General features: G+C 42.2%; 22 protein-coding genes. 10 read left to right on the forward strand and 12 right to left on the reverse strand.

The features are described 5' to 3' along the window. The first annotated feature begins 25 nt into the window (after nt 1–25). The 4 genes from IPM95_03965 (at nt 26) to IPM95_03980 (ending at nt 4,649) form a co-directional block, all read left to right on the forward strand. Complete coding sequence (locus tag IPM95_03965; protein MBK9328470.1) at nt 26–1,801, forward strand: neutral/alkaline non-lysosomal ceramidase N-terminal domain-containing protein; 1,776 nt, start codon at nt 26–28, stop codon at nt 1,799–1,801. Nucleotides 1,802–1,838: 37 nt separating this feature from the next. Continuing rightward, entirely contained in the window at nt 1,839–2,534 is a 696-nt protein-coding gene (locus IPM95_03970) for a CoA transferase subunit A (GenBank protein MBK9328471.1), read from the forward strand. 41 nt (nt 2,535–2,575) lie between these two features. After that, nucleotides 2,576–3,232, forward strand: a complete 657-nt coding sequence (locus IPM95_03975; protein ID MBK9328472.1) for a CoA transferase subunit B — start codon at nt 2,576–2,578, stop codon at nt 3,230–3,232. Between the two features lie 115 nt (nt 3,233–3,347). Next, nucleotides 3,348–4,649 (forward strand): sterol desaturase family protein, encoded by a 1,302-nt coding sequence (locus IPM95_03980; GenBank protein MBK9328473.1) that lies wholly within the window; start codon nt 3,348–3,350, stop codon nt 4,647–4,649. Between the two features lie 105 nt (nt 4,650–4,754). On the opposite strand, the gene IPM95_03985 is transcribed toward IPM95_03980, so the two are convergent. The 3 genes from IPM95_03985 to IPM95_03995 all read right to left on the reverse strand — a co-directional run bounded on the left by IPM95_03985 (nt 4,755) and on the right by IPM95_03995 (nt 9,023). Then, entirely contained in the window at nt 4,755–6,044 is a 1,290-nt protein-coding gene (locus IPM95_03985; protein ID MBK9328474.1) for a hypothetical protein, read from the reverse strand. A gap of 144 nt (nt 6,045–6,188) precedes the next feature. Then, nucleotides 6,189–7,301, reverse strand: coding sequence for a DNA-protecting protein DprA (dprA, locus tag IPM95_03990; protein MBK9328475.1), 1,113 nt, complete (start codon nt 7,299–7,301; stop codon nt 6,189–6,191). Between the two features lie 108 nt (nt 7,302–7,409). Continuing rightward, the gene (locus IPM95_03995; GenBank protein MBK9328476.1) at nt 7,410–9,023 is read right to left on the reverse strand and encodes a hypothetical protein; all 1,614 of its coding nucleotides are present in this window, start codon (nt 9,021–9,023) and stop codon (nt 7,410–7,412) included. A gap of 110 nt (nt 9,024–9,133) precedes the next feature. Here IPM95_03995 and IPM95_04000 point away from each other — a divergent pair, with 110 nt between their 5' ends. Further along, a complete protein-coding gene (locus IPM95_04000; GenBank protein ID MBK9328477.1) occupies nt 9,134–9,592 on the forward strand; it encodes a YiiD C-terminal domain-containing protein in 459 nt (152 codons plus the stop codon). 16 nt (nt 9,593–9,608) lie between these two features. Here IPM95_04000 and IPM95_04005 read toward each other — a convergent pair whose 3' ends face one another. Together IPM95_04005 and IPM95_04010 are read right to left on the reverse strand one after the other, a co-directional pair. After that, on the reverse strand, nt 9,609–10,052 hold the full coding sequence (locus IPM95_04005; protein ID MBK9328478.1) for a DUF2147 domain-containing protein: 444 nt from the start codon (nt 10,050–10,052) through the stop codon (nt 9,609–9,611). A gap of 99 nt (nt 10,053–10,151) precedes the next feature. Beyond that, complete coding sequence (locus IPM95_04010) at nt 10,152–10,577, reverse strand: nucleoside deaminase (GenBank protein MBK9328479.1); 426 nt, start codon at nt 10,575–10,577, stop codon at nt 10,152–10,154. A gap of 125 nt (nt 10,578–10,702) precedes the next feature. Between IPM95_04010 and IPM95_04015 the strand changes: the two genes are divergently transcribed. Next, nucleotides 10,703–12,130 (forward strand): TolC family protein, encoded by a 1,428-nt coding sequence (locus IPM95_04015; protein ID MBK9328480.1) that lies wholly within the window; start codon nt 10,703–10,705, stop codon nt 12,128–12,130. Between the two features lie 11 nt (nt 12,131–12,141). After that, nucleotides 12,142–13,455: an efflux RND transporter periplasmic adaptor subunit gene (locus IPM95_04020; GenBank protein MBK9328481.1), complete on the forward strand. Its 1,314-nt coding sequence runs from the start codon at nt 12,142–12,144 to the stop codon at nt 13,453–13,455. A 6-nt stretch (nt 13,456–13,461) separates the two neighbouring features. Here IPM95_04020 and rnc read toward each other — a convergent pair whose 3' ends face one another. From rnc to IPM95_04035, 3 genes are all read right to left on the reverse strand, one after another. Continuing rightward, complete coding sequence (rnc, locus tag IPM95_04025; protein MBK9328482.1) at nt 13,462–14,181, reverse strand: ribonuclease III; 720 nt, start codon at nt 14,179–14,181, stop codon at nt 13,462–13,464. A gap of 1 nt (nt 14,182) precedes the next feature. Further along, nucleotides 14,183–15,442: a beta-ketoacyl-ACP synthase II gene (fabF, locus tag IPM95_04030; protein ID MBK9328483.1), complete on the reverse strand. Its 1,260-nt coding sequence runs from the start codon at nt 15,440–15,442 to the stop codon at nt 14,183–14,185. 68 nt (nt 15,443–15,510) lie between these two features. Continuing rightward, on the reverse strand, nt 15,511–15,744 hold the full coding sequence (locus IPM95_04035) for an acyl carrier protein (GenBank protein ID MBK9328484.1): 234 nt from the start codon (nt 15,742–15,744) through the stop codon (nt 15,511–15,513). Nucleotides 15,745–15,926: 182 nt separating this feature from the next. Between IPM95_04035 and IPM95_04040 the strand changes: the two genes are divergently transcribed. Both IPM95_04040 and pyk read left to right on the forward strand, forming a co-directional pair. Further along, a complete protein-coding gene (locus IPM95_04040; protein ID MBK9328485.1) occupies nt 15,927–16,406 on the forward strand; it encodes an IPExxxVDY family protein in 480 nt (159 codons plus the stop codon). Further along, nucleotides 16,351–17,781 (forward strand): pyruvate kinase, encoded by a 1,431-nt coding sequence (gene pyk / locus IPM95_04045; GenBank protein ID MBK9328486.1) that lies wholly within the window; start codon nt 16,351–16,353, stop codon nt 17,779–17,781. Before IPM95_04040 ends, pyk begins: the two co-directional genes overlap by 56 nt. Nucleotides 17,782–17,809: 28 nt before the next feature. Here the strand turns inward: pyk and IPM95_04050 are convergent, their stop codons facing one another. After that, on the reverse strand, nt 17,810–19,318 hold the full coding sequence (locus IPM95_04050; protein MBK9328487.1) for a 4-hydroxybutyryl-CoA dehydratase: 1,509 nt from the start codon (nt 19,316–19,318) through the stop codon (nt 17,810–17,812). Nucleotides 19,319–19,529: 211 nt separating this feature from the next. On the opposite strand from IPM95_04050, the gene IPM95_04055 reads away from it, so the two are divergent. After that, complete coding sequence (locus IPM95_04055; GenBank protein MBK9328488.1) at nt 19,530–20,270, forward strand: acyl-CoA desaturase; 741 nt, start codon at nt 19,530–19,532, stop codon at nt 20,268–20,270. A gap of 69 nt (nt 20,271–20,339) precedes the next feature. Here the strand turns inward: IPM95_04055 and IPM95_04060 are convergent, their stop codons facing one another. The 3 genes from IPM95_04060 to mscL form a co-directional block, all read right to left on the reverse strand. After that, complete coding sequence (locus tag IPM95_04060; GenBank protein MBK9328489.1) at nt 20,340–21,389, reverse strand: hypothetical protein; 1,050 nt, start codon at nt 21,387–21,389, stop codon at nt 20,340–20,342. 135 nt (nt 21,390–21,524) lie between these two features. Next, nucleotides 21,525–22,265 (reverse strand): 23S rRNA (guanosine(2251)-2'-O)-methyltransferase RlmB, encoded by a 741-nt coding sequence (gene rlmB / locus IPM95_04065; GenBank protein MBK9328490.1) that lies wholly within the window; start codon nt 22,263–22,265, stop codon nt 21,525–21,527. 82 nt (nt 22,266–22,347) lie between these two features. Beyond that, nucleotides 22,348–22,749 carry a large conductance mechanosensitive channel protein MscL gene (mscL, locus tag IPM95_04070; GenBank protein ID MBK9328491.1) on the reverse strand — a complete coding sequence of 134 codons (402 nt, stop codon included), beginning with the start codon at nt 22,747–22,749 and terminating at the stop codon, nt 22,348–22,350. Nucleotides 22,750–22,782: the final 33 nt, after the last annotated feature.

The raw sequence follows: 22,782 nt of genomic DNA on the forward strand, positions 1-22,782 counted from the left end.
TGTATTTTTCAGGCAAATTTACAAAATGTTATTCATTGGAACCGGAAAAGGTGATATCACCGCATTTTATAAAGGAGTTGGCCTGCTGGGTTATGGTTTGCCCCAACACTATATGATGGAGATTGAAACCCCCTTATATTCGAGAGCCTATGTTTTTGAGCAGCTGGATAAAAGCCATAAAACCTGTTTTGTAAACTGCGAACTGGGATTTATCACCCCGTCTCTTAAAGAGGGGGTTTTGAACCTGCTCCATAAAAAACACCCCGAACTGGGCTACCATACCGGCAATCTGATGCTTTCCGCCCAGCATACACATTGCGGGCCGAGCGGCTTTTCCTATCATATCATCTATAATATGTCCACTCCGGGTTTCCACCACGGTGTTTATACAAAGATCGTCCACGGCATAGTCGATTCTATTCTAGAGGCGGAAAAGAATAAGCAGAAAGCCAACATACAGCTGGGGAAAAGCAGCTTTGCGGCTGATATTCCGGTAAGTTTCAACCGTGTTGTGGATGCCTATAACACCAATCCTGAAGTGGCTAAACAAACGCATGAAACAAGACATCTGGCGGTAGACCGGGAAATGACGCTGCTTCATTTTATCTCCGAAACCGGACAACCCCTGGGCAGCATCAACTGGTTCGCAGTTCACACCTCTAATTTGCCCAATAATTTCCTGAAATTATGCTCAGATAATAAGGGCTTTGCCTCTGCATATCTCGAAGATGACTTTAAGGGTGAAAACCAGCATTATGTTGCCGCATTTGCGCAAGGTGCTTGCGGCGATGTTTCTGCGAGGGTGAATTACAATCCCAAATTACCCAACCAGCGCGGGAAATGGGAAGGTTATTTTCCGGATGACCTGAAAAGTTCCAGGTTTAACGGCAACCTGCAGTTTGAAAAAGCGAAAGAGATTGTCCGCACGTCCAATAAGACCATTCAAGATGAAACCGTAGACAGCATATCCATGTATGTGGATTTCAGCAATATCGATATCAATCCTGCATTTACCAATGGCCAGACAGGTTGCGTCACCAGCCCTTCCTGCATGGGTATCGCATTCCTGGAGGGTTCCATCATGGACGGCCCCGGACTGCCTTTGTTTTTTGGAAAAATAGCCAGAGGTATTGCCAGAGGCACCCGAAAAAAAGAAATCAGGGATGCTGCCAAACAGAGTGAAGCATATGCAGCATTCATCGAACGCAAAAATAAGGCACAATCCGTCAAAGATATCGGTGTAGCAACGGGGGAGCGCAAATTTCTCGGCAATTTCACTGCCGACAAAATACCCATCCCTACATTCGCCGATGAAATGATATTGAATATCAAAAAAATGGCTGATCAAGGTGGTTTTGGATTCACCAATCCATGGACACCACAGGTATTAACCTTACAAATATTAAAAATCGGAACTATTGCCATTTGCGGATTTCCATTTGAAATCACGACAGTGGCTTCCTGGCGACTGAAGAAAACACTGGAAGATACCTTGAAGGCAAAGGGAATCGACTATGTCATCTTAGCGCCCTATTCCAATGAATATAATGGCTACATTACGACCAACGAAGAATACCAGTTGCAGATGTATGAAGCCGGTCATACCGTTTTTGGGCAGTGGAGTTTAAATGCCTTACAGCAAAAATTCGCAGAGGTGGCGGAAGAATTTGTAAAACCCGTTGAATCCAGAAATATCGAAACCGGCGTACATCCGGAAATTTTCACGAAAGAGGAATTACATGCGCAGCGCTATTTTCACAGCAGACGCGCCAAAAAGATGGAAAAGAAAGCGAATAAATAATTTCACATCGTAGATTTACAAATCAGAACAAGCAAACATGAGCAAAGTATATAAAAACGCAGAGGAATCCATACAGGACATCACCGATAATATGACCATTATTCTGGGCGGATTCGGACTGTGCGGCATTCCCGAAAACAGTATCGCCGCATTGGTCAAAAAAGGGGTGAAAGGCCTGACCTGTATTTCCAACAATGCCGGTGTCGATGATTTCGGACTTGGATTACTATTACAAAACCACCAGATAAAAAAAATGATTTCATCCTATGTCGGCGAGAATGCGGAGTTTGAAAGACAATTATTAAACGGGGAACTGGAAGTGGAGCTCATTCCGCAAGGTACGCTCGCAGAACGTTGCCGGGCTACAGCGGCAGGTATTCCCGCCTTCTTCACACCGGCGGGCTACGGCACTGAAGTGGCGGAAGGAAAGGAAGTTCGCGAATTTGACGGCAAAATGTATATTATGGAAAGACGTTTCCATGCTGATTTTTCCATCATAAAAGCATGGAAAGGCGACACCAACGGAAATCTGATTTACAGAGCTGCCACGCGCAATTTCAACCTGCCAATGGCTGGTGCCGGAAAAATCACGATTGCAGAAGTAGAACACCTGCTACCGGCAGGAGAACTAGACCCTGACCTGATTCACACACCCGGAATTTTTATTAAGCGAATTTTCCAGGGAGAAAAGTTTGAAAAAAGAATAGAACAGCGAACCGTTCAAAAGATCTGAATCCCTATTAATAATATCACTTAACTTATACCTACCTTATTATGCTCGATAAAAATGGAATCGCCAAAAGAATAGCCCGGGAATTACAGGACGGATTTTACGTCAATCTGGGAATCGGAATACCCACCTTAGTGGCCAACTACGTGCCCGAAGGAATCAACGTTACCTTCCAGTCTGAAAACGGCATGCTGGGCATGGGGCCGTTTCCAATGGAAGGAAAAGAAGACCCGGATGTAATAAATGCAGGCAAACAAACCGTTACCATTCTGCCGGGCGGCGTTTATTTTGACTCGGCAACCAGCTTTGCGATGATACGCGGTGAGCACGTGGATCTGACGGTATTGGGCGCGATGGAAGTAAGTGAAAAAGGGGATATCGCCAACTGGAAGATTCCGGGAAAAATGGTGAAGGGAATGGGCGGCGCCATGGACCTGGTGGCTTCCGCCAAAAACATCATTGTAGCCATGCAGCATGTCAACAAAGCCGGTGAGAGCAAACTGCTGCCGGAGTGTACCCTTCCGTTAACCGGTATTGGATGTGTGAAGAAAATAGTGACCGAACTGGCGGTACTGGAAGTTACACCCGGTGGATTTAAATTGCTGGAACGCGCGCCGGGCATAAGTGTGGAAGTGATACAAAAAGCAACCTTAGGAAAGCTGATCATCGAAGGTGATATTCCGGAGATGACATTACAATAAATCACAAAGATATGAGTGCCTTGTTCTGATTCAGACTAATACTGACAACAATGTAACCCAATATTACAAGGTACTTTTACAGAAATTTTATTTATTTTTAAGGAAAGTAAAAAGTATGGAGACTTTTTCCAGCGCCTTGAAATATGTACTGCCCCTGTTCTTTGTGCTAATGCTGATTGAATTGATAGTGTCCAAGTATAGAAACCTGGATGTTATTAAAAGCATGGATGCGGTTTCCAGCTTAAGCTCAGGAATTACCAATATGCTTAAAAAAGCATTAGGGCTTACCATCTATATTATCTCCTATGATTTCCTGTTAAATCAGTTGACCGTTTTCAAGATCGAATCAACCGCCCTTCAATACATCATAGGATTTATCGCTATAGATTTTTATGCATACTGGTCCCACAGATGGTCTCATGAGTACAATATTTTGTGGAACAGGCATTTAGTCCACCACAGCAGTGAAGAATATAATTTACCTGTTGCTCTGCGTCAAACCATCGCCGATTTTGTTCAGGTTTATACCTTTTTATTAATTCCTGCGGCAATATTTGGTGTTACTACCGATGTCATTATTATGTTGGGTGTCGTTATGCTTTTTGGAGGGTTCTGGTATCACACGCAGCTCATTGATAAATTGGGGTTCCTGGAAAAAATAATCGTCACCCCATCCCATCACCGCATTCATCATGCGATAAACCCGGTGTATATTGACAAAAATTATGGCGGTATTTTAATCGTCTGGGATAAATTATTCGGAACATTTCAGGAAGAACTGCCTGATGTCAAACCTGTTTATGGTATTACAAGGCAGGTAAATACCTGGAATCCGGTTAAAATAAATTTCCAGCACATCACTTTACTCATCAAAGATGCCTGGCGTACTTCCAATGTTTGGGATAAATTCCGTATCTGGTTTATGCCTACGGGCTGGAGACCGGCAGATATAGCGGAAAAATACCCTGTACCCTATATTAAAGATACCAGTAAGCAACAAAAGTATATGCCGACAGCAAGCATTTATTTAAAAGTTTGGTCATGGACCCAGTTATTTATTACCTTCTTGTTGACGATGTTCTTGTTTTCTCAAATGGCAGCCATACCAAAATCAGCAGTCTATATTTACGGTCTTTTCATTTTTTTAACTGTATACAGCTATACTTCATTGATGGATAGAGACAAATATGCCTGGCTATATGAATTGATTAGATGCGCTGTTGCATTTGCCATCCTATCCAATTACGGCGGCTGGTTTACACTCCATAATTTTTTTCCGCAGGGCACTGCTGTTTTGATGGTTTACCATATTGTTTCTGTGCTGGTCTGCATTGCTTTCGAATATTTTGAGTTTACTAAAGATAATCCAACCCGTTGGAGTTCATTTTCACCTTCTGTCCAATCTACGCCTGTTTGAAATGCAATCCTATTAAGATTAAAAAAAGAATCAATTATGAGTATAAAAAAACAATTTAGCCATCACAACTGCGATGGCTAAATTGTTTTCTTAGATTTATATTTTTTACAACAACGGTATGTCAATGAATAACTTCACATTGCCGTCCGTTCCCTTAGACCGCTCCTTCATGGCATTTAGTTTCGGTATATCGTTGCAGATAATCAGGAACAGATAATCATCTTTCAGCAGGCTTTTCTTCGTTTTAAAATACGGATCGCCGTCGTATGAGTTAAAAACGGTAATCTTACATTTATGCACGCTGTTGAAATGAGAGGCAACCCCTCTCAGCAGCGTATCCACATTCTTCGGAGAACCGACTATCATGATAGGATACAGGATGTTATCCGTCAGTTTCATATTGGCCACCATCTTAAATAATCCCTGCGGATTCTGCAGCTGCAGTGCAAAATAATCGCCCCAGTTTATAGCCAGGCAGACAGCGTCCATTTTACCATGTTCATCCGGAATCATATATACCCTGGATGACTTGGAATAAGCGAAAATCTTATCCAGCGTCTTGAAGAACTCCTCTTCCGTATGGATATGAAAGAACGCATAATGTTCTTTCTGTTGTCTCAGTTTATGGTAATACTCCCGCAGCTTTTCCCTGTCTTCCGTGATGTCAATACATTTCGCAAAAGCGGATTTCTTGCCGAATAACTTGTTAATCTGGGTATTGTTGTAAAACGCCCACTTTTCATAATGTTTCTCATACAATTTGGTATTCAGCTCCAGCGCTTCGTTGATTGCCTGGTTCTCCTTTCCCATAGCACCATATGTAAAGGCTATATTCTTTTCCACGCCTACGATACTGTGCATGATGCTGAACATCAGTGTAAATATTTTCTTACGTCTGTAAATTTTCTTGTTGTTTTCCACCCGTTCGCTCACCCGAAGCATATTGTAGTAATAACCGTCAAATCGTTCTCCGTCGTGGAAAATATTCATCCTGTTAACATGAATATAGCCCACCACATTGTATTCCCGTTTGCCATGGACGTCTAATTTTTGCGGGTGCAGCACCAATACGACCAGGGCGTTATTATTAATAGACAATACTGAATGGGGGAAGTTATGAAAGTAGGCCTGAAAGGCAAAATTACCCTGACCTTTTTCATTTATATGTTGTTCCGGGACAGTAATGATGTCCTTGCATCGGTTAAAAAAGTAATTCGTATCTGATACAAAACCCAAAACATCCAGCACATCACCCATATAAGGAAGAAAGTTGATATCTGTAACCACTATCTCCAGCGGTTCTTCAAAGATATCGAAGGAGTCTATGTCTATGGTTTCGTAGGAAAATGATCCGTTGGGGTTTTTATCAACTCGTTTATAGTTTCGTTTTTGCATAGTTAAAATTGATATACAAATTTAAAGTTGAATCAGCATGCATCATATTTTTGTGCATAAATTTATTGACGGAATAAAGCCGAAACAATTCAAAATCGAAAAAATACCTGTTTTAGTGTAGTTGAATGTAGTTAAGGAAAATGGCTAACGGACGAGTTTAAATACCTTGCCCGGCAAGGCGGCAATCACACCCTTCATTTCCAGCTGCAGCAATACCCCTGAAATGGTGCTTTGCGGCAATTGAATTTTCAGAAAAATGGTATCAATAGGGGATTTCTCCGTTTGCAACAGAAAATCAAAAATCATCTTTTCCTGTTCATTTAATTCCGTAAACAAAGACTGCTGAACCGGCTGTTTGGTGCCGGCATCTTTTGATAAATCCCAATTCATGCATTCAATGATATCTGCAGAACCTGTTACCAGATTCGCCTTATGATTCTTTATTAACCGGAGACATCCCTGAGAATATTTATCAGAAATTTTACCGGGAAATGCAAAAACATCCCTGTTGTAGGAATTCGCAATCTCAGCAGTGATTAGTGCTCCGCCTGATTCCGCCGACTCTATCACGACAGTGGCATCCGTCATACCGGCTACTATCCTGTTTCTGCTCGGAAAATTTTGCTTGTCCGGAACCGTTTCGCTTAGAAAATCCGAAACGAGTGCGCCGTTCTCCTGCAGTTTATCCGCTATTGATTTATGCTGTGCCGGATAAATCCGGTCCAATCCATGAGCCAGCACAGCAATATTCTGCATACCATATTTTAAAGCGGACTTGTGCGCACAGATATCTATTCCAAAGGCTAACCCGCTAACAAGACTGACATTAAAGGAAGACAAATCGCTTACCAACTGCTCCGTAATTTCTTTTCCATATTCGGTGGCATGGCGCGTGCCTACGATATTGACAATCCGCTCTTTATTAAAATCATAATTCCCTTTACTGAAAATATACAAAGGTGCATCCGGACAATTGAGCAAGCGTTTAGGATATCTTTTGTCGTAATAAAAGTGCACGTCGATTTTATTCCGCTCCAGGAATTTCAATTCCTTTTCTGCCCGTTTTAAAACGTCAAAAGTATCTTTAAAAGACTCCGACAGCTTTTTACCAATTCCGTGTATCTTCTGCAGTTTAACGGGAGGAAGTGTAAACAGTTTTTCCGCACTTCCTGCGTAGCTAATAAGTGTTTTCGCATTGGAATCCCCGACTCCTTTCATCAGGCTCAATGCAATTCCATAAAACGTGTCATTATTCATTCCGTTATAAACTATTGCTGTAATTTTAATAATTTCAATTTGTTTCTCACTATTGAGAGACACAAAGCATACAAATTCCATAAAATTAGTTAGAAATAATTTCTACCATCAGAAATCGGTGTATCGGTTGAAGAGGTTCGTTCGAACGCTGATACCGAAAAACAGGTTAGTTTTCTTAAACAGTTCATTTTTCTGATACCGGAAATTTACAAAAGCTTCCGCAGCCAGATTGATTTTAGGATTCAGCAGATATCCGCCTCTAACCTCCACATTAATCAGTCTTGTTTTTAAACCCTGTAAAAAGTAGTTTCCGTATGCCTTATTCAAATCCGGCCCTATCAGGTAGTCGGAAACAAAGATATTGCTGCCATTGTGCTCCAGGCTGTTGTCTAACCCCTGCTCCACATATTGAAATTTGGCGGATGCCGTCCAATGGTTCTTCCAGAAATTAATTATGGTAACGGACTCTAAAAAATTAGCCCCTAACGGATGCGTCAATGACTGATTGTAATTGGTATAACTCTGCTCCGGCGCTTTATGCGCATACACAAACGGGCGCACCACATTAAACTCCGTCTGAAAATCGAGGTGTTTCACTTTAAAGATATCAAAAGTCTTATAGCCGAATTGTGCAGCTACTTTAGTCCGGTAAAAACCGGGACCTTTCCACGTTGCACCGATATCCAAATCGTCCAGCATGATCTGGGTATAAACGATATGCTTTGGAGTTGCCCTGAATTTCATTCCGATACCCAGCACGACATTATCCGGGGAACCCAAGGCAAACTCTACAGGACGGATAAAGGAAACCGGAATCAGATAGCTGAATTCAATTCCCCTTATTCTGTTGGAATCGGCATGAAACCAGGTAACACCTTCAAAAAAGGTGAACTGCATCCACTTTGCCACATCCACACTGAACAAATGATAGGTGCCGTATTTTGTTCTGAATTTGGTGGGATCTGATTCAATGTTGCTGCCGTTAATCGGCCCATATCTCATGACATTATACAGACAGGTATATTTTATCCTCCAGAAATTTGTCGTTAATTTGAGATACGGACTATTGGAAGCATTGTCACTCAGAAATAAAGACCTATAACCTTCCCCCCAAAACTGCTTGTCATTTCCCAGTTGAATATTGAAATATTTATTCGGAGAATAAGACACATATCCGGAAAACAGATGGGAACTGATCCGGCTTCCATTAAAAGTTGCCTTTCGGTAACCCGGCAGCACACCGTACTGTGCGGCATAATCGCTGACCTGCTGAAGGTAATCCTCGGTAACCCCCTGATATGTAAATGACAGAGAGACCTTTTTGGTGATATTGGCATCCAATCGAACTCCATATCCCACCGTATAACGCATTTTTTTTGAATTGATATCATAGCCAAACTCCGCATCAATGATTGGGTTGATGGCTATATAATAGTTCTTTTGTTTAAAGGATGCTGACAACAAATCGCCTTTAAAGATGCCGAACCGGAAACCTGATTTGCTGGAATCCGTATCAAAACCTAATTCCTGTAACGCCGAATCACCGATAGCTGTCTGCAATTCAGCCATATTATACGGTTTTGCTCCTGTAATAAAATGAGAAGACATCGGAATATACCTTTCTGCTCGGTTTTGAAGCTCATAATTCAGCGGATAGTTGAGTTGTTGAGCAATTGCAGAGAAGGCAAATGAAGACAGTAAAATGAAGATTGTTCTTTTCATCCGTTACAGGTTGCTAAAATAAATGTTTAAACTTTAATAAAACAGATTAAAGCAAAAAAGTTACAACCAAACATTAAATTCGGCCAATTATTGCAACCGACGACAGATTTATGCCATCCATCAAGAAAATTAACAGATACATTAATCTATATCCACCTTACCTGGGAGCCGGAATCTCTTTAAAATCCTTCAACGATGATTGTACTAAATTTATAGTGCAGCTAAAAAAGAAGTGGTACAACAACAATGCAGTCGGCACCCACTTCGGCGGTTCGCTTTACAGCATGTGCGATCCGTTTTATATGTTTATCCTGATGGAAAACCTGGGTAAAGACTATATTGTCTGGGATAAGGCGGCCGCCATCCAATTCAAAAAACCAGGAGTCGGAACGGTCACGGCAATTTTTGAAATACCAAAAGAAGAAATCAGCAGAATCAAGGCTGAAGTGGATGAAAAGGGCAAAGGTGACTTTACCTTTTATACACAAATCCTGAATGAGCAACAGGTGGTGGTAGCCGAAGTGGAGAAAGTTATCTATGTCAGAAAAAAATCACTCCAGAAGAAATAACCTGCTCTTAGGTCTTTTATTTGACTTTTGTCCAGGTATCTGATTTTCCAATAAACTTAAGTTTACAGACATACCCGCGCAGGTGCAGGGTACCATCCGGATTGAGCTTCATCTTTCCGCAGTACACCGTTCCTTTCTTGTATACATTCCCATCCACAAACTCTCCTGAAACCTGATTCCATTTGAAATTGTAGACCGTTTTCAGTCCCATCACAGGCATGTTTCTTTTTGCCGGATCGTCGTTATCCACATCGGTCCTGGGTTTGCCCTTTTTGTCAAACGGCTCTTTCATCCAGACCACCCTGCCTTCTATCTCCCCGGAAGGTATCCGTTTCAATTCAATTTTATAATCTTTATCCCCTACCAGCCAAATCCCGGAAATATCGGGCTCGTTCATTGCCGACGCTGTTAAGATTCCTGCCATCAGCAGGGACATCACCGTTACAAATCTCTTAATCATACTGTTTCTGTTTTTAATTAATACCTGTGGAAAGAACAACAGGATGTATCTTTCAATTACCATGCCATTCCTGAAAATAAAATTAAGAAAAATCCATTTTCAGAATAACCGTTTCTTTTTAAAAAAATCCTTTATCATTTTGGAAGCTTCCTGCTCCAGCAGACCGGATTGAGTTTCGAATAAATCAGAAGCCGACTTCCTGCCGGAAGTATCCGTGGCAGCATAAACGACTTTGGCAATTTGCGCCTCCCGGATAGCACCGGTACACATCATACAGGGTTCTAATGTAACGTAAAGTGTACATTTGTCCAAATATTTACTGCCCAAATAATTACAGGCAGCTGTAATTGCCAGCACTTCCGCGTGGGCCGTCGGGTCATTCAGCTTCTCCACCTGATTATAGCCTTTCCCTATAATCCTATTCTCACAGGTGACTACCGCACCAACCGGCACCTCCTCTTCATCAAAAGCCATTTTCGCCAGTTTTAAGGCTTCCTGCATGAAAAAAGTATCCGGATCGAACATACTTTAAGACTGTTTTAATCTACGTAAGTTTGAAGATATCACTTTTAGCCGTACTTTTACATGAAAATTTGGATGTAATAATTTTACATAAATTACTACCTATTGTAAGGCAAACAAACCACCTGATGAAATTCCAGTTAAAGCTATCTTTCGCACTCATTCTTTTTTCTTTTCCCATATCCACACAGGCACAGGAAGTCTGGGACTGGGAAAAATGTATCGGTTATGCGCTGCAGAATAATATCCAGCTAAAGCAATCTGACCTCAACATTCAATTAGGGGAAAGTACGCTGAAACTGCAAAAACTCAACTACTCCCCAAACATCAACGCCAGCACCAATTACAACCTGCGGATTGGAAATAACTTTAACTTTTTCACCAGTGCCTACACGAAAGAAATGGTACATTATCAGGATTACGGATTGAATATCAGCCAGCCCATTTTTGACGGATTGATTACCCCGAACAACATTAAAAAAAGCAGACTTGACCTGCAGGCACTGCAACTGGATAAGGAAAATTTACAGGATAACATACAACTGCAGATATTAACGGCTTTTCTCAATATCATGAATGCAAATGAACAGCTGCAGCAGGCCATCAGGCAGCAACAAAACACGAAGGAACAATACGATCGCACCCAAACATTGATTAAAGCCGGTGCCGCCGCAGAAAATGCATTACTGGATATCGATGCGCAGCTGACAACGGAAGAATTATCCATTGCACAAATCAAGAATCAACAGGACCTGGCTTACCTTACCTTAAGGACAATCCTACAACTGGACATCAAAAAAGAAATTACAGTTAAAACACCCGAACTTCCTGAAAATATTGGAATTTCACCTTTGGAGAATGTCGAAACCATTTATACGGATGCATTAATCTTGCGTCCGGAAATCAAAAGCAGCCGCCTCAAGATAGAAAGTGCCAAAAAAGCGATTGCCGCCGCTAAAGGCAATTATTATCCCAAACTGGATTTTGTTGCCAATACCTCTACGTTCTTTTCGAGCCAAAGTAAACTATACAATCAGGTACTGACGGGTAATACCACCGCCATAGGATTTGTAGAAGGGACACTGCAAAGAGTACTGATACCTGAAACAGCCACCGAAACCAATAAGAATCCATATACCAAGCAGCTGAACCAGAATCTCAGTTATGCCTTTGGTTTATCGCTTACAGTTCCCATCTTTAATAAATATCAGGTGCAAACCGCCGTTAAACAATCCAGACTGCAGTATGACAACAGCCTCCTGACGGGGAAACAGGCGGAGCTGGATTTATTAAACACGATACAGCAGGCTTATTTAAAGGCTCAGGCATCCATCGAAAATTACAAGGCGGCGGAAAAAAACCTGACGACTTCCAGGAAATCCTATGATTACGCCGTAGAGCGGCTGAATGCCGGAAGTATCGATCAGCTGTCCGTCAACCTGGCAAAAACAAACCTGGCCATTGCCGAATCCAGGTTGACACAAGCCAAATACGAATACCTTTTTAACACCAAAGTCCTGGATTTCTACCAAGGCAAAAAAATCATCTTAGAATAAATACGACCAGCATGAAGAATAACAGATTACTTTATATACTCGGAATCATTACAGTCGTCGCCATTATTGTTGCCATCATCGTTGGTAAGAAGAAGAAAGACAGCGCCGCAAAGGAGGTGGAAATACAGACTGTTTCCAAACGGGATATCATCCAGACCGTTACGGCGAGCGGAAAAATATACCCGGAAGAAGAGGTAAAGATAAGCTCCGATGTATCGGGTGAAATTATTGAATTGACGGTAAAAGAAGGAGATGTTGTCAAAAAGGGACAACTTTTAGCGCGAATAAAACCGGAAAGCTACCAGGCGAATGTGGAGCAGAGCGAAGCACAGCTGGATAATACGAAAGCGCAGCTTTCCACCGCTAAATCCAGGATATCCCAGGCAGAAGCGCAATATCTGCAGGCACAGCAGGCATTCGTCCGGAGTGAAGAATTGTACAGCAAGAAAATCATTTCAAAAGCAGATTATGAAACCGCACAAACGGCAGTTAAAACGGCAAAAGCAGATGTGGATGCCGCCAAACACTCAGCAGATGCGGCAGCATTTACCATAAAGGCCACACAGGCCATGATCAAAGAAGCTAAAATCAATTTAAACAAGACAACGATATATGCTCCAATGGACGGCATCGTTTCTTTGCTGAATGTAAAGAAGGGAGAAAAAGTCGTTGGAACATTACAGATGAGCGGCACCGAAATGATGCGCATTGCCGACTTCGATAATATGGAAGTGCGGGTAGATGTCAGCGAAGGGGAGATTACAAAAGTTAAACTGGGCGATACCGCCTCCATTGAAGTGGATGCTTACCTGGACAGAAAATTCGAAGGAATCGTGACACAGGTATCAAACACATCAAAAGGCGCCTCCAATCTGTTAACGAGTTCGGATCAGTCTACTAATTTCATCGTAAAGATCAGGATACTCGAATCCAGCTATCAGGATCTGCTGGCGGACAACCCCAAACCCTTTCTGCCGGGCATGTCGGCTACCGTTGACATTAAAACCAAAAAGAAATTTGGTGTACTGGCTGTTCCCATTCAGTCGGTTACAACGAAGGATTCTGTCTATGACGGCATTAATCACACCAAAGAAATCATCTACGCCAACAACAATGGCGTTGCCAGGGTATTGGAAGTAAAAACAGGTATTCAGGATGACAGCTATATCGAAGTCATGAATGGATTAAACGGTAATGAAAAAATCATTACCGGGCCTTATAATACTATCTCCAAAGAGTTGAAAGCCGGTGATGCTGTGAAAGAGATGGATGCAGCTACGCTGAAAAAGAATTCAGCTAAAAAGGAGGAGAAAGAAGAAAAATAACGGCAATTAGTCTAACTCCAGCATCTTAATGGCATTCAAACAGGCCTGGTGCTCCGCTTCCCTCTTATTTTTGCCGGTGCCGGTTGATTTTGTTTCCGCATCAATTTTCAATGTCACCATAAATAATCCGTTTTCATCGGGTACGGTGTTGTGTTCAAACGCGATTTGCTTCTTTTTAGACTGTGCCCACTCTATCAGAAAACTTTTCGGATCATTGATATTTTTGTGAAAATTATCCGCATCAAACCCTTCCACCAGCAGTTTGCCTACCAGAATTTCTGATTCCTGTATACCATAATCCAGGTAAAACGCCCCTATTAAAGCTTCAAACGCGTTACCGACAATATCGGGTGCCTGTTCCAGTTGTTTATCCTTTAATTTATGACGCAGTAAGGCAGGTATGCCAATTTCATTGCCTACCCTGTTCAGGTTCTTTCTGTTGACGATCGAAGCGCGCATCTTTGTCAGTGCTCCTTCGTCCTTATTTTGGGCGTTAAAATACAAATACTCCGTTATCACAAAATTTATAACGGCATCTCCCAGAAATTCGAGGCGTTCATTCTTTTCATGTATCTTTTTGGTAAAGGAGGAATGCGTCAGTGCTACTATATAATTCTCCTCCGACTGAGCCGGTTCATATCCTAATTTATCATACAACGCAGGGAAGATAAAAACAGGTTCCTGTTTCCGTTTCCAAAAAATGAATTTCTTTAAAAAAGCCACCATATTATTCTGACCATCGTTTAAAGACTACAGAGGCATTATGTCCTCCAAAGCCAAAATTATTAGACATGACGGCATCCACCTTTTTGTACTGAGCGGCATTAAATGTAAAATTCAGTTTCGCATCAAAAGCCGGGTCATCTGTAAAATGATTGATGGTTGGAGGTACCGCATCATGATTTATAGCCAGCACGGAAGCGATGGCTTCAATAATACCTGCCGCACCCATCATATGTCCGGTCATGGATTTGGTGGCACTGATATTTAACCGATAGGCATGTTCACCGAATACCTGTTGTATGGCTTTCACCTCAGCAATATCACCCAAAGGCGTCGATGTACCGTGCGTGTTGATGTAATCAATATCTTCTTTCCGGACAGCGGCATCCAGTAATGCATCTGTCATTACATCCGCCACACTTTCTCCTTCCGGGTTCGGTGCAGTGATATGGTACGCATCAGCATTCATGGCGCCGCCCGCCAATTCCGCATAAATATATGCGTTTCTGTTTCGGGCATGTTCTTCACTTTCCAGCACCATACATCCGGCACCCTCGCCCATCACAAATCCATCACGATTCAAATCATACGGCCGGGATGCTGTTGCTGCCTCTTCATTTTTTTCGGAGAGTGCCTTCATCGCGCCGAAGGCGCCGATGGAAACTTCCGTTACGGAGGCTTCTGAACCGCCGACAATCAGCACATCCGCCTTACCCATCCGAATATAATTCAGGGCATCTATCAAGGCATTTGTAGAACTGGCGCATGCCGCCACTACGGAAAAATTCATGCCTTTAAAACCATATTTGATGGAAATGCCGCCCCCAACAATATCGAGCAGGGTACGCGGCACAAAAAACGGACTGAAATAACGGGGATTCCTGCCGTTTTGGAAATACTGAAATAACTCCTGTTCAAAGGTTTGTATGCCGCCGAATCCGGAAGTGAACAAGACACCCACCCTTTTCTTATTCAGGCCGGGGCTATCTAAAAGTCCCGCATTTTTTATGGCTTCCTCAGCTGCGATAAATGCATATTGTCCGAATGGATCCAGTTTTTTGAGTTCCTTTTTATCGAAAAAGTCTTCCGGGTGGTATTTTTTAATTTCACAGGCAAATTTTGTCCGGAATAATGCGGTATCAAAACGGGTAATTAAATGGCTGCCGCTGGTGCCTCTTAGTAAATTATTCCAAAACTCAGAAACGGAATTTCCTATAGGTGTAATGGTTCCCAATCCCGTTACCACTACACGCTTATATTCCATACGCTTTGATTTAAAGAGAAAAAAGGCAGTATTTGAGTTCTAATCAGAACCAATAAAAAAACTGAAAATTAAACGTTGGCCTCCAGATAGGCGATCGCTTCTCCTACGGTTTTGATCTTATCGGCCTGCTCATCCGGAATGATAATGTTGAATTCTTTCTCAAACTCCATAATGAGCTCAACAGTTTCTAAAGAATCTGCTTTCAGGTCGTTTTCAAAACTTGCTTCCGGAGCAACTTCGTTGTCTTCTACACCCAACTTCTCAACGATTATCTTTTTTACGCGTTCTGCTATTGTGGACATATCCTTGAATTTATTAAAATTGATGTGCAAAATTAGCCTAAATTTTTATATTCTGTATAAAAGTAGGATAAAATATATTTCCAACTAAGTAATTGAATATCAAACACATTACCACTATTCTAAATAATTGTTGAAAAAGCGGCTGATTTTTAATCTGTTCCTTCTGTAAATTGCAGAGCAAAATGGCTAAAAGGCAGTTTATAGACCTTGAATTCAATTTCACCACCTGGGGGATTAATTCCCATATGGAGGATTATCGCCTGTGCTTGAATCTGAATCTGCATTTAAAATGGCACTTAAAACGGGTGCACGATATTGAATTTTACAGCCCGCAGATAAAAGGCTCGAAGCATTTTAACGTCTATAAGTATAAAAATGAGATGGATTTCTATACCCTGGAATTAATACAAAATAAAAACTCCGGAAATATCCTGATACCGGAATTAAAAAACTTTGACTTTCTGTTTTTACTGCACGGCGAAGATGAATATTTTGAAAAGGATGCCTTCACCAGGCTGCTGGCAGATTCGCCCGGCGTTCAATCCGTCTTTGAAATAGAAGTCAACTCTCTGAAATCGAAACACAACCTGTTAATCCGACACTTTAATGAAGACTCCAAAAAGAAAAACCAAAATAGTAGCTACCATCGGGCCGGCGAGTAACTCCTACGCTGCTTTAGTGGAGCTCTATCAAAGCGGCGTAAATGTTTTCCGATTAAATTTCTCTCACGGGAGACACGAAGACCACCGGCAGGTGATCGAACATATCGTACAGCTCAACAAAGAACACCATGCACATGTCAGCATTTTAGCGGATTTACAAGGTCCCAAACTGCGTACCGGTTTAATGCAGAACAATGCCATCCTCCTCGAGGAAGGAAAATCCATCAGGGTAACGTGTGATGACGTGATTGGTACAAAAGAAATCTTTTCAGTGACCTATGAACACCTTGCCACTGATTTAAGGATCGGAGAATTTATTCTGATAGACGATGGCAAACTGGAACTGAAGGTGGAAAAAGTCCTGAATGAAAAGATCATTCAATGCAAAATCGTTTCCGGCGGTATTTTATCTTCTAAAAAAGGGTTTAATTTACCCGACACCAGAATTTCATTACCCAGCTTAACCGAAAAGGACCGTGCGGACCTGGCATTTATCCTGACACAACCTGTCAACTGGGTAGCCTTATCTTTTGTAAGGACTGCCAAAGAGATCAATGAATTAAAAGACATCATACACCAGCACGAATCTCCGCTGAAGGTAGTCGCAAAAATAGAAAAACCGGAAGCTGTGAAGAATATCGACAGCATCATTAAGGCAACAGACGCCATTATGATAGCACGGGGTGATTTGGGCGTAGAAGTGGCAATGGAAGAGATGCCGCTGATCCAGAAAAACATTATCCTCAAATCGATCCAGAATGCGCGCCCTGTCATCATTGCGACGCAGGTAATGGAATCCATGATTGATATGCCTCGTCCGACGCGGGCAGAAATCACCGATGTGGCCAATGGTGTTCTGGATGGCGCAGATGCCATCATGCTGAGCGGCGAAACATCCATTGGTAAGAATCCTTCAAAAGTGGTACAAACCATCGACCGTATTATTCGCCGAACGGAACAGGAAGACGAGATTTATCACAAACACCAGCTGCCGGATAAAAACTCGAAGACATTCCTGTCGGATGCCATTTGTTTCAATGCCTGTAAAATTGCGGCGGATGTAAATGCAAAAGCCATCAACGGTATGACCTATTCCGGATATACTGCTTTCATGCTGGCGAGCAACCGCCCGAAAGCTGACATCCATATTTTTACCAGTAATCAGAGCCTGCTGAACACACTGGACTTAGTCTGGGGTGTGGATGTTTTTTTCTACGATAAATTTGTAAGCACCGACGAATCCATTGATGATATCATCCAGATACTAAAACGCGAAAAGGTGGTCTCATCCGATGATATCATTGTAAGCACCGCCAGTATGCCGATTAAAGGCAGAGGCAGAACCAATATGGTGAAGATTAGTAAAATAAAGTGAGGGGGAATTGAGATTTGAGATTTGAGATTTATGATTTGAGTTCATCTGTATCAAAGATATTTTTAAAATAGGCTGAATTCTCATTTGGTTCCTGTATATCGTCTTTCATGCCCGCCAGATTTTTAGCAATATTCTTTTTAAATCCTATCTGCATCAGGCGTTGAATCTGCACCCGTTGCGCCTGCGGCGATCCAGCTCCATGCATAGATTCCGTCAGATAACCCACTGCATTTCGCCCTAAAGTCAAATTTTCTATCAGACGCAATATGCGCATCCGGTTCTCCGGATTTACCCCTTCGCGTCCAACCAGGTATTTTTTAAGCAGAGGTCCGGCTTCCGGGTGTCTAAAATCCTTTTCAGAAGGCATCGTTACGACTAATCCACCCGCTATATCCTGAGCGAGACGGCTGATTTCATAAGGGAAGCGTGTGACATTGTGTTTACATACCTGAGCCAACATGTCATCTGACAGATAGACGCCGGATTCCAGTTTTTTCGCCTGATATGAGGAAGCGATACCTAGTCCGTATATGGTTTCATTCAGGTGTGTCATTTCAACCAACTTATCTTTGATGTGTGATGCCTTTTCCACCCCGTTATAATCCGCTATCGTGGCTGCCGCTCCGATTAAAGCATCGCCGAGACCTGTTTTACAGACATAACTGCGGCGGTGGTAACAGGTAAACCGTTCCACCAGCATGGAGGCAAACTCATATTCCCCAAACATAAAAACATGCTCCCAAGGTACGAACACCCGGTCAAAAATAATCATGGCTTCCTGTCCGCCGAATCTGGCATTACCCACATCTATATCACCGCCTTCCATACTTCTCGTATCGCAGGACTGGCGGCCATAGATATAGGTAATTCCTTCCGCGTCCACCGGCATAGCCGCTACAACAGCCCAGTCTTTGTCGGCCTCCGTTAACCGGATGGTAGGCATCGCAATCAGCCAGTGAGAATTGATGCAACCAGTCTGGTGGGCCTTTGCACCGGAGATATAAATTCCCTGCTCATTCTTTTCCACGACACGGGTATACAAATCAGGATCGGCCTGTTCTGAAGGCGATTTGCTTCTGTCGCCTTTGGGGTCGGTCATTGCGCCGCCTATAACATAATTGCCTGCCTGCATCTTTTTAACGAATTCTAAAAATCGCTGGTGGTATTCCGTTTTGTATTTTTTGTCTATCTCATAAGTGGTGGAATGCAGTGCATTGATGGCATCCATACCTACGCATCGCTGAAAACAGGTTCCGGTATTTTGTCCGAGTTTCCGTTGCATCTTGTTTTGCATCACCAAATCCTGTGCGCCCTCCGCAATATGCAGAAAGCGGCTCACACGAAGCCCTGAAAGCGGAGATGCGGCACTTGCCAGCGCTTCGTCCCGTACCGCCAAATCGTAGGTCTCCGCCACTGCATTGACGGAAGGACGTATCATGGGATGGTCGACCGGCTCAACGACCAGTTCACCAAACAAATAAACTTTCAGATTTCTTCCTCTTAAACTTTGGATATACTCCTCGCCGGTCTTTATCATGCTGCGTTTTTTAAGTAGTATAAATATATTGAATTATCCGACGTGTATCACCGGAATATTGAGACAAATCAATTAAACGGCCAGATCCCATTCATTAATTTTGCCGGCAAATGAAAAATTATCGGCCAAACATTAAACTTTTGCTAAAAAACAAAACCTGCACTCTTTCCATGTTTCAAAAACTTATCTTTAAACAAATATTGTTTTCATGATTTACATTTTAGTATTCTTCATTCTTCACTGGTTCTTATCCGTCTTTTTCCAAACCGCTTTTCTGCACCGTTATGCATCCCACAAGATGTTCACCACCGGCGCATTCAGGGAAAAAGTCTTTCATTTCATGACCTGGATGTCACAGGGTTCTTCCTACCTGGTTCCAAGGGCGTATGCCGTCATGCACCGCATGCACCATGACTTCAGCGATACCGAAAAAGACCCGCACTCACCACATTTTTTCAAAGATGTCTTTTCCATGATGATAAAAACAAAAACCATTTATACAGGATTTGTAACAGGAAAACTGACTGCAGCATCAAAATACTGCCACGACTTACCGGTTTGGGAGAAATTTGAATCCTTTGCAGGTCATTATGCCACCCGTATCGCATGGGGGTTGTTTTATATCGCTTTTTACCTCATTGTGATAATAAAATGTGACTTAACCTATTTCTGGTTATTGTTGCTTCCTGTACATTTTTTAATGGGACCTATTCACGGTGCTATTGTCAACTGGTGCGGACATAAATACGGCTATGCCAATTTTGACAATCAGGACAAATCAAAAAATACAGAACCACTTGGTATCTTACTGATGGGTGAATTATTCCAAAACAATCATCACAAATTCCCGAATTCCGCCAATTTCGCAAAAAAATGGTTTGAATTTGATCCCACCTATATCGTATTAATCCTGATGAATTATGCAGGGATAATAAGACTGGTCAAAAAATAATCAGCGTTTCTGTCTGTTTATGTTAGGTAATCTTTTCTGTCTCAGAGTTATAAGGCCTGGCATACCATATTATTTTATATAAAGACCGGATAAATAGGTATAACTGCCAGCCCTTCCTAAATTGACTCTGGAACCGTTTATCCATAATGCGGCACTGTTTCTTTCATCCCTGAAACCGATACAATACACATTATCATTCTTTGCCGCAATTTTCAATACGGAAGAATAACCGTAAACACCGCTGTCTATCATTACAGGCGTTCCATTCTTCCAATAAGTCACCTTACAATTATACCCTGCATCATACTGCATACCTCCGATATATACATTCCCACTTTCAACAAAAACGGAATTTGCCTGACCTCCAACAAATCCGGTGGAAAGCGGTAATGCCGTGAATACGCCATTTATCCAGTATACCGGAATGCTGACCAGGTATGATTCATCCATAATCACACTGCCGGCAACATAAGAAATATCAGCTTCTGTAACATAAACAGACCTTGCCAAACCCGACCAGATAGCCGGAACGGCCAAATCAACGATTGTATTGTTTACCCAATATCTTGGTATAGTACTGTCTGAATCAGGATAATATTCGTATCCAGCAATATAGATATTCCCGTTTCGGACAAACATCTCTGCACCATAATTTCCAGTACCCTGTGTTGAAGTAACCGGTACATAACGGCCGTTCGTATAGTAACCCAGGTTATTCATTGCATTAAGATTGTCATGCACGAGTACGTACACATTTCGGCTTTCAACAAATAAATCCGTCGCTTCGGAATTTCCGGCTCCCCTGTCCAGATAATTTACCGTTCCGTTTTTCCAGTAGACTGTCTTTTTACTGTCTGAAGAAAGAGGGGAAAGTGTCCCTAATATATAAATATCATCTCCATCCAGCATTATATCATTTGCAAAAAAATTTCTCAACGGTGCAGTAGGCGATGCAATGGTAGTTGATATCAAATTCTTGTAGAAGACGCCGTCGATACTTTCCGAACCTGTCGTATCAAACCTGTACCCGCTGACATATACTTCAACAAGTCTGCTATCTTCATCACAGGCACAGATGCAAAATATTAAACAAGCAATAATCAATGGATAATATCTCATAGTCAGGTACTTAGTATGAATATAGGGCAATTTAATAAATTTCAGGAATATAAGCCTGTTTTTTGAATCCGGATGTGATGGTTCTAGTCAGTATGCTTAATGATGGAACCTAATATAGAACTGTCAGAATATCTATTATAGACTATCCGTGTTCTGTCTGCTTACTTCATACAACGCCATTGCCGTCGCCACAGATACGTTGTATGATTCCAATTCAGGATGCATCGGTAGTTTTACCAGTTCATCCACCAGGCGGATGACAGGATTGGATATGCCTTCGTCTTCCGATCCGGCAATTATTGCCAGGGGCATTTTCGTATTCACTTCGTAAATGTATTTATCAGCTGAACCATCCAGACCGATGATTTTAATACCGTTATTTTTGATGTCTTTGATGGCTGCCGCGATATTTTCCACCCTGCAAACGGGAATTTTCAGCAGGGCTCCCGCTGATATTTTAACAGCTACATCATTCACCGCCGCGCTTTCTTTTTTTGGAAAAATAATGGCATGAACACCCAATCCCAGTGCTGTTCTTGCCAGGGCTCCCAGATTCCGGATGTCCGTCACATTCTCCAGAATCAACAATAGCGGGTCTTCGCCTCTTGAAAAAACAAAATCGATGATTTTCTGCACCTCCTGATACTGGATAAGCGCCGTAAAGGCGAGTACACCCTGATGATTCGCCCTGGACAGAGAATTAATTTTCACTTCCGGGACAAACTGATAATAGACTTCTTTATCCCGGCAAAGCTGGATGATTTGTTTGACCACATCACCGGCAGCATTCTTGGACAACAGCACTTTCTCCACTTCCTGATCGGACTGAAGCAATTCGAGTACCGGATTCCTGCCTGCAATGAGCTGCTGTTTCATTCGATTGCAAGATAATTAAAAAAGGCTGTTCCTATCGGAACAGCCCCGGTAATTTTAGTCACAGTTGGGGGTATAACTAAAACTATTTTTTCAGTAAATCTCTGATTTCCGCCAATAATTCTTCTTGTGTCGGTCCGGAAGGTGCAGGTGCTTCAACCGGTTTTTTGGTTTTATTATATGCTTTTACGACCAAAAACATCACAAAACCGACAATCACTAAGTTAACAATTGTATTGATCCAGGCGCCGTACCTGATGGCATTTTCCGGTGCCGTCACTGCACCTGCCGCATCTTTAGCTTCCGGAGACAATATGTACTTGAGGTCAGCAAAATCAACACCACCGGTTAAACTTCCAACCACCGGCATGACGATATCTGCTACAAACCCGTTGACAACGGCACCTACCGCACCTGCCATGATTACAGCAACAGCAAACTCGACAACGTTCCCTGTCATGATAAAGTTTTTAAACTCTTTGAACATAGTAATAAATTTATTGGTTAATAATCCTGTAAT

The sequence above is a fragment of the Sphingobacteriales bacterium genome (assembly GCA_016719635.1).
Taxonomy (GTDB): Bacteria; Bacteroidota; Bacteroidia; order Chitinophagales; family JADIYW01; genus JADJSS01.

Bases quoted from the DNA above. Each gene is read 5' to 3' on its own strand.
- fabF (MBK9328483.1), bottom strand. From the start codon at position 15,442: ATGGAATATAAGCGTGTAGTGGTAACGGGATTGGGAACCATTACACCT.
- IPM95_03965 (MBK9328470.1), top strand. From the start codon at position 26: ATGTTATTCATTGGAACCGGAAAAGGTGATATCACCGCATTTTATAAA.
- IPM95_04005 (MBK9328478.1), bottom strand. From the start codon at position 10,052: ATGATTAAGAGATTTGTAACGGTGATGTCCCTGCTGATGGCAGGAATC.
- IPM95_04010 (MBK9328479.1), bottom strand. From the start codon at position 10,577: ATGTTCGATCCGGATACTTTTTTCATGCAGGAAGCCTTAAAACTGGCG.
- IPM95_03975 (MBK9328472.1), top strand. From the start codon at position 2,576: ATGCTCGATAAAAATGGAATCGCCAAAAGAATAGCCCGGGAATTACAG.
- IPM95_04040 (MBK9328485.1), top strand. From the start codon at position 15,927: ATGGCTAAAAGGCAGTTTATAGACCTTGAATTCAATTTCACCACCTGG.
- dprA (MBK9328475.1), bottom strand. From the start codon at position 7,301: ATGAATAATGACACGTTTTATGGAATTGCATTGAGCCTGATGAAAGGA.
- IPM95_04060 (MBK9328489.1), bottom strand. From the start codon at position 21,389: ATGAGATATTATCCATTGATTATTGCTTGTTTAATATTTTGCATCTGT.
- IPM95_03985 (MBK9328474.1), bottom strand. From the start codon at position 6,044: ATGCAAAAACGAAACTATAAACGAGTTGATAAAAACCCCAACGGATCA.
- IPM95_03970 (MBK9328471.1), top strand. From the start codon at position 1,839: ATGAGCAAAGTATATAAAAACGCAGAGGAATCCATACAGGACATCACC.
- pyk (MBK9328486.1), top strand. From the start codon at position 16,351: ATGAAGACTCCAAAAAGAAAAACCAAAATAGTAGCTACCATCGGGCCG.
- IPM95_04015 (MBK9328480.1), top strand. From the start codon at position 10,703: ATGAAATTCCAGTTAAAGCTATCTTTCGCACTCATTCTTTTTTCTTTT.
- rnc (MBK9328482.1), bottom strand. From the start codon at position 14,181: ATGGTGGCTTTTTTAAAGAAATTCATTTTTTGGAAACGGAAACAGGAA.
- IPM95_04020 (MBK9328481.1), top strand. From the start codon at position 12,142: ATGAAGAATAACAGATTACTTTATATACTCGGAATCATTACAGTCGTC.
- IPM95_04035 (MBK9328484.1), bottom strand. From the start codon at position 15,744: ATGTCCACAATAGCAGAACGCGTAAAAAAGATAATCGTTGAGAAGTTG.
- IPM95_04050 (MBK9328487.1), bottom strand. From the start codon at position 19,318: ATGATAAAGACCGGCGAGGAGTATATCCAAAGTTTAAGAGGAAGAAAT.
- rlmB (MBK9328490.1), bottom strand. From the start codon at position 22,265: ATGAAACAGCAGCTCATTGCAGGCAGGAATCCGGTACTCGAATTGCTT.
- IPM95_04000 (MBK9328477.1), top strand. From the start codon at position 9,134: ATGCCATCCATCAAGAAAATTAACAGATACATTAATCTATATCCACCT.
- mscL (MBK9328491.1), bottom strand. From the start codon at position 22,749: ATGTTCAAAGAGTTTAAAAACTTTATCATGACAGGGAACGTTGTCGAG.
- IPM95_03980 (MBK9328473.1), top strand. From the start codon at position 3,348: ATGGAGACTTTTTCCAGCGCCTTGAAATATGTACTGCCCCTGTTCTTT.
- IPM95_03995 (MBK9328476.1), bottom strand. From the start codon at position 9,023: ATGAAAAGAACAATCTTCATTTTACTGTCTTCATTTGCCTTCTCTGCA.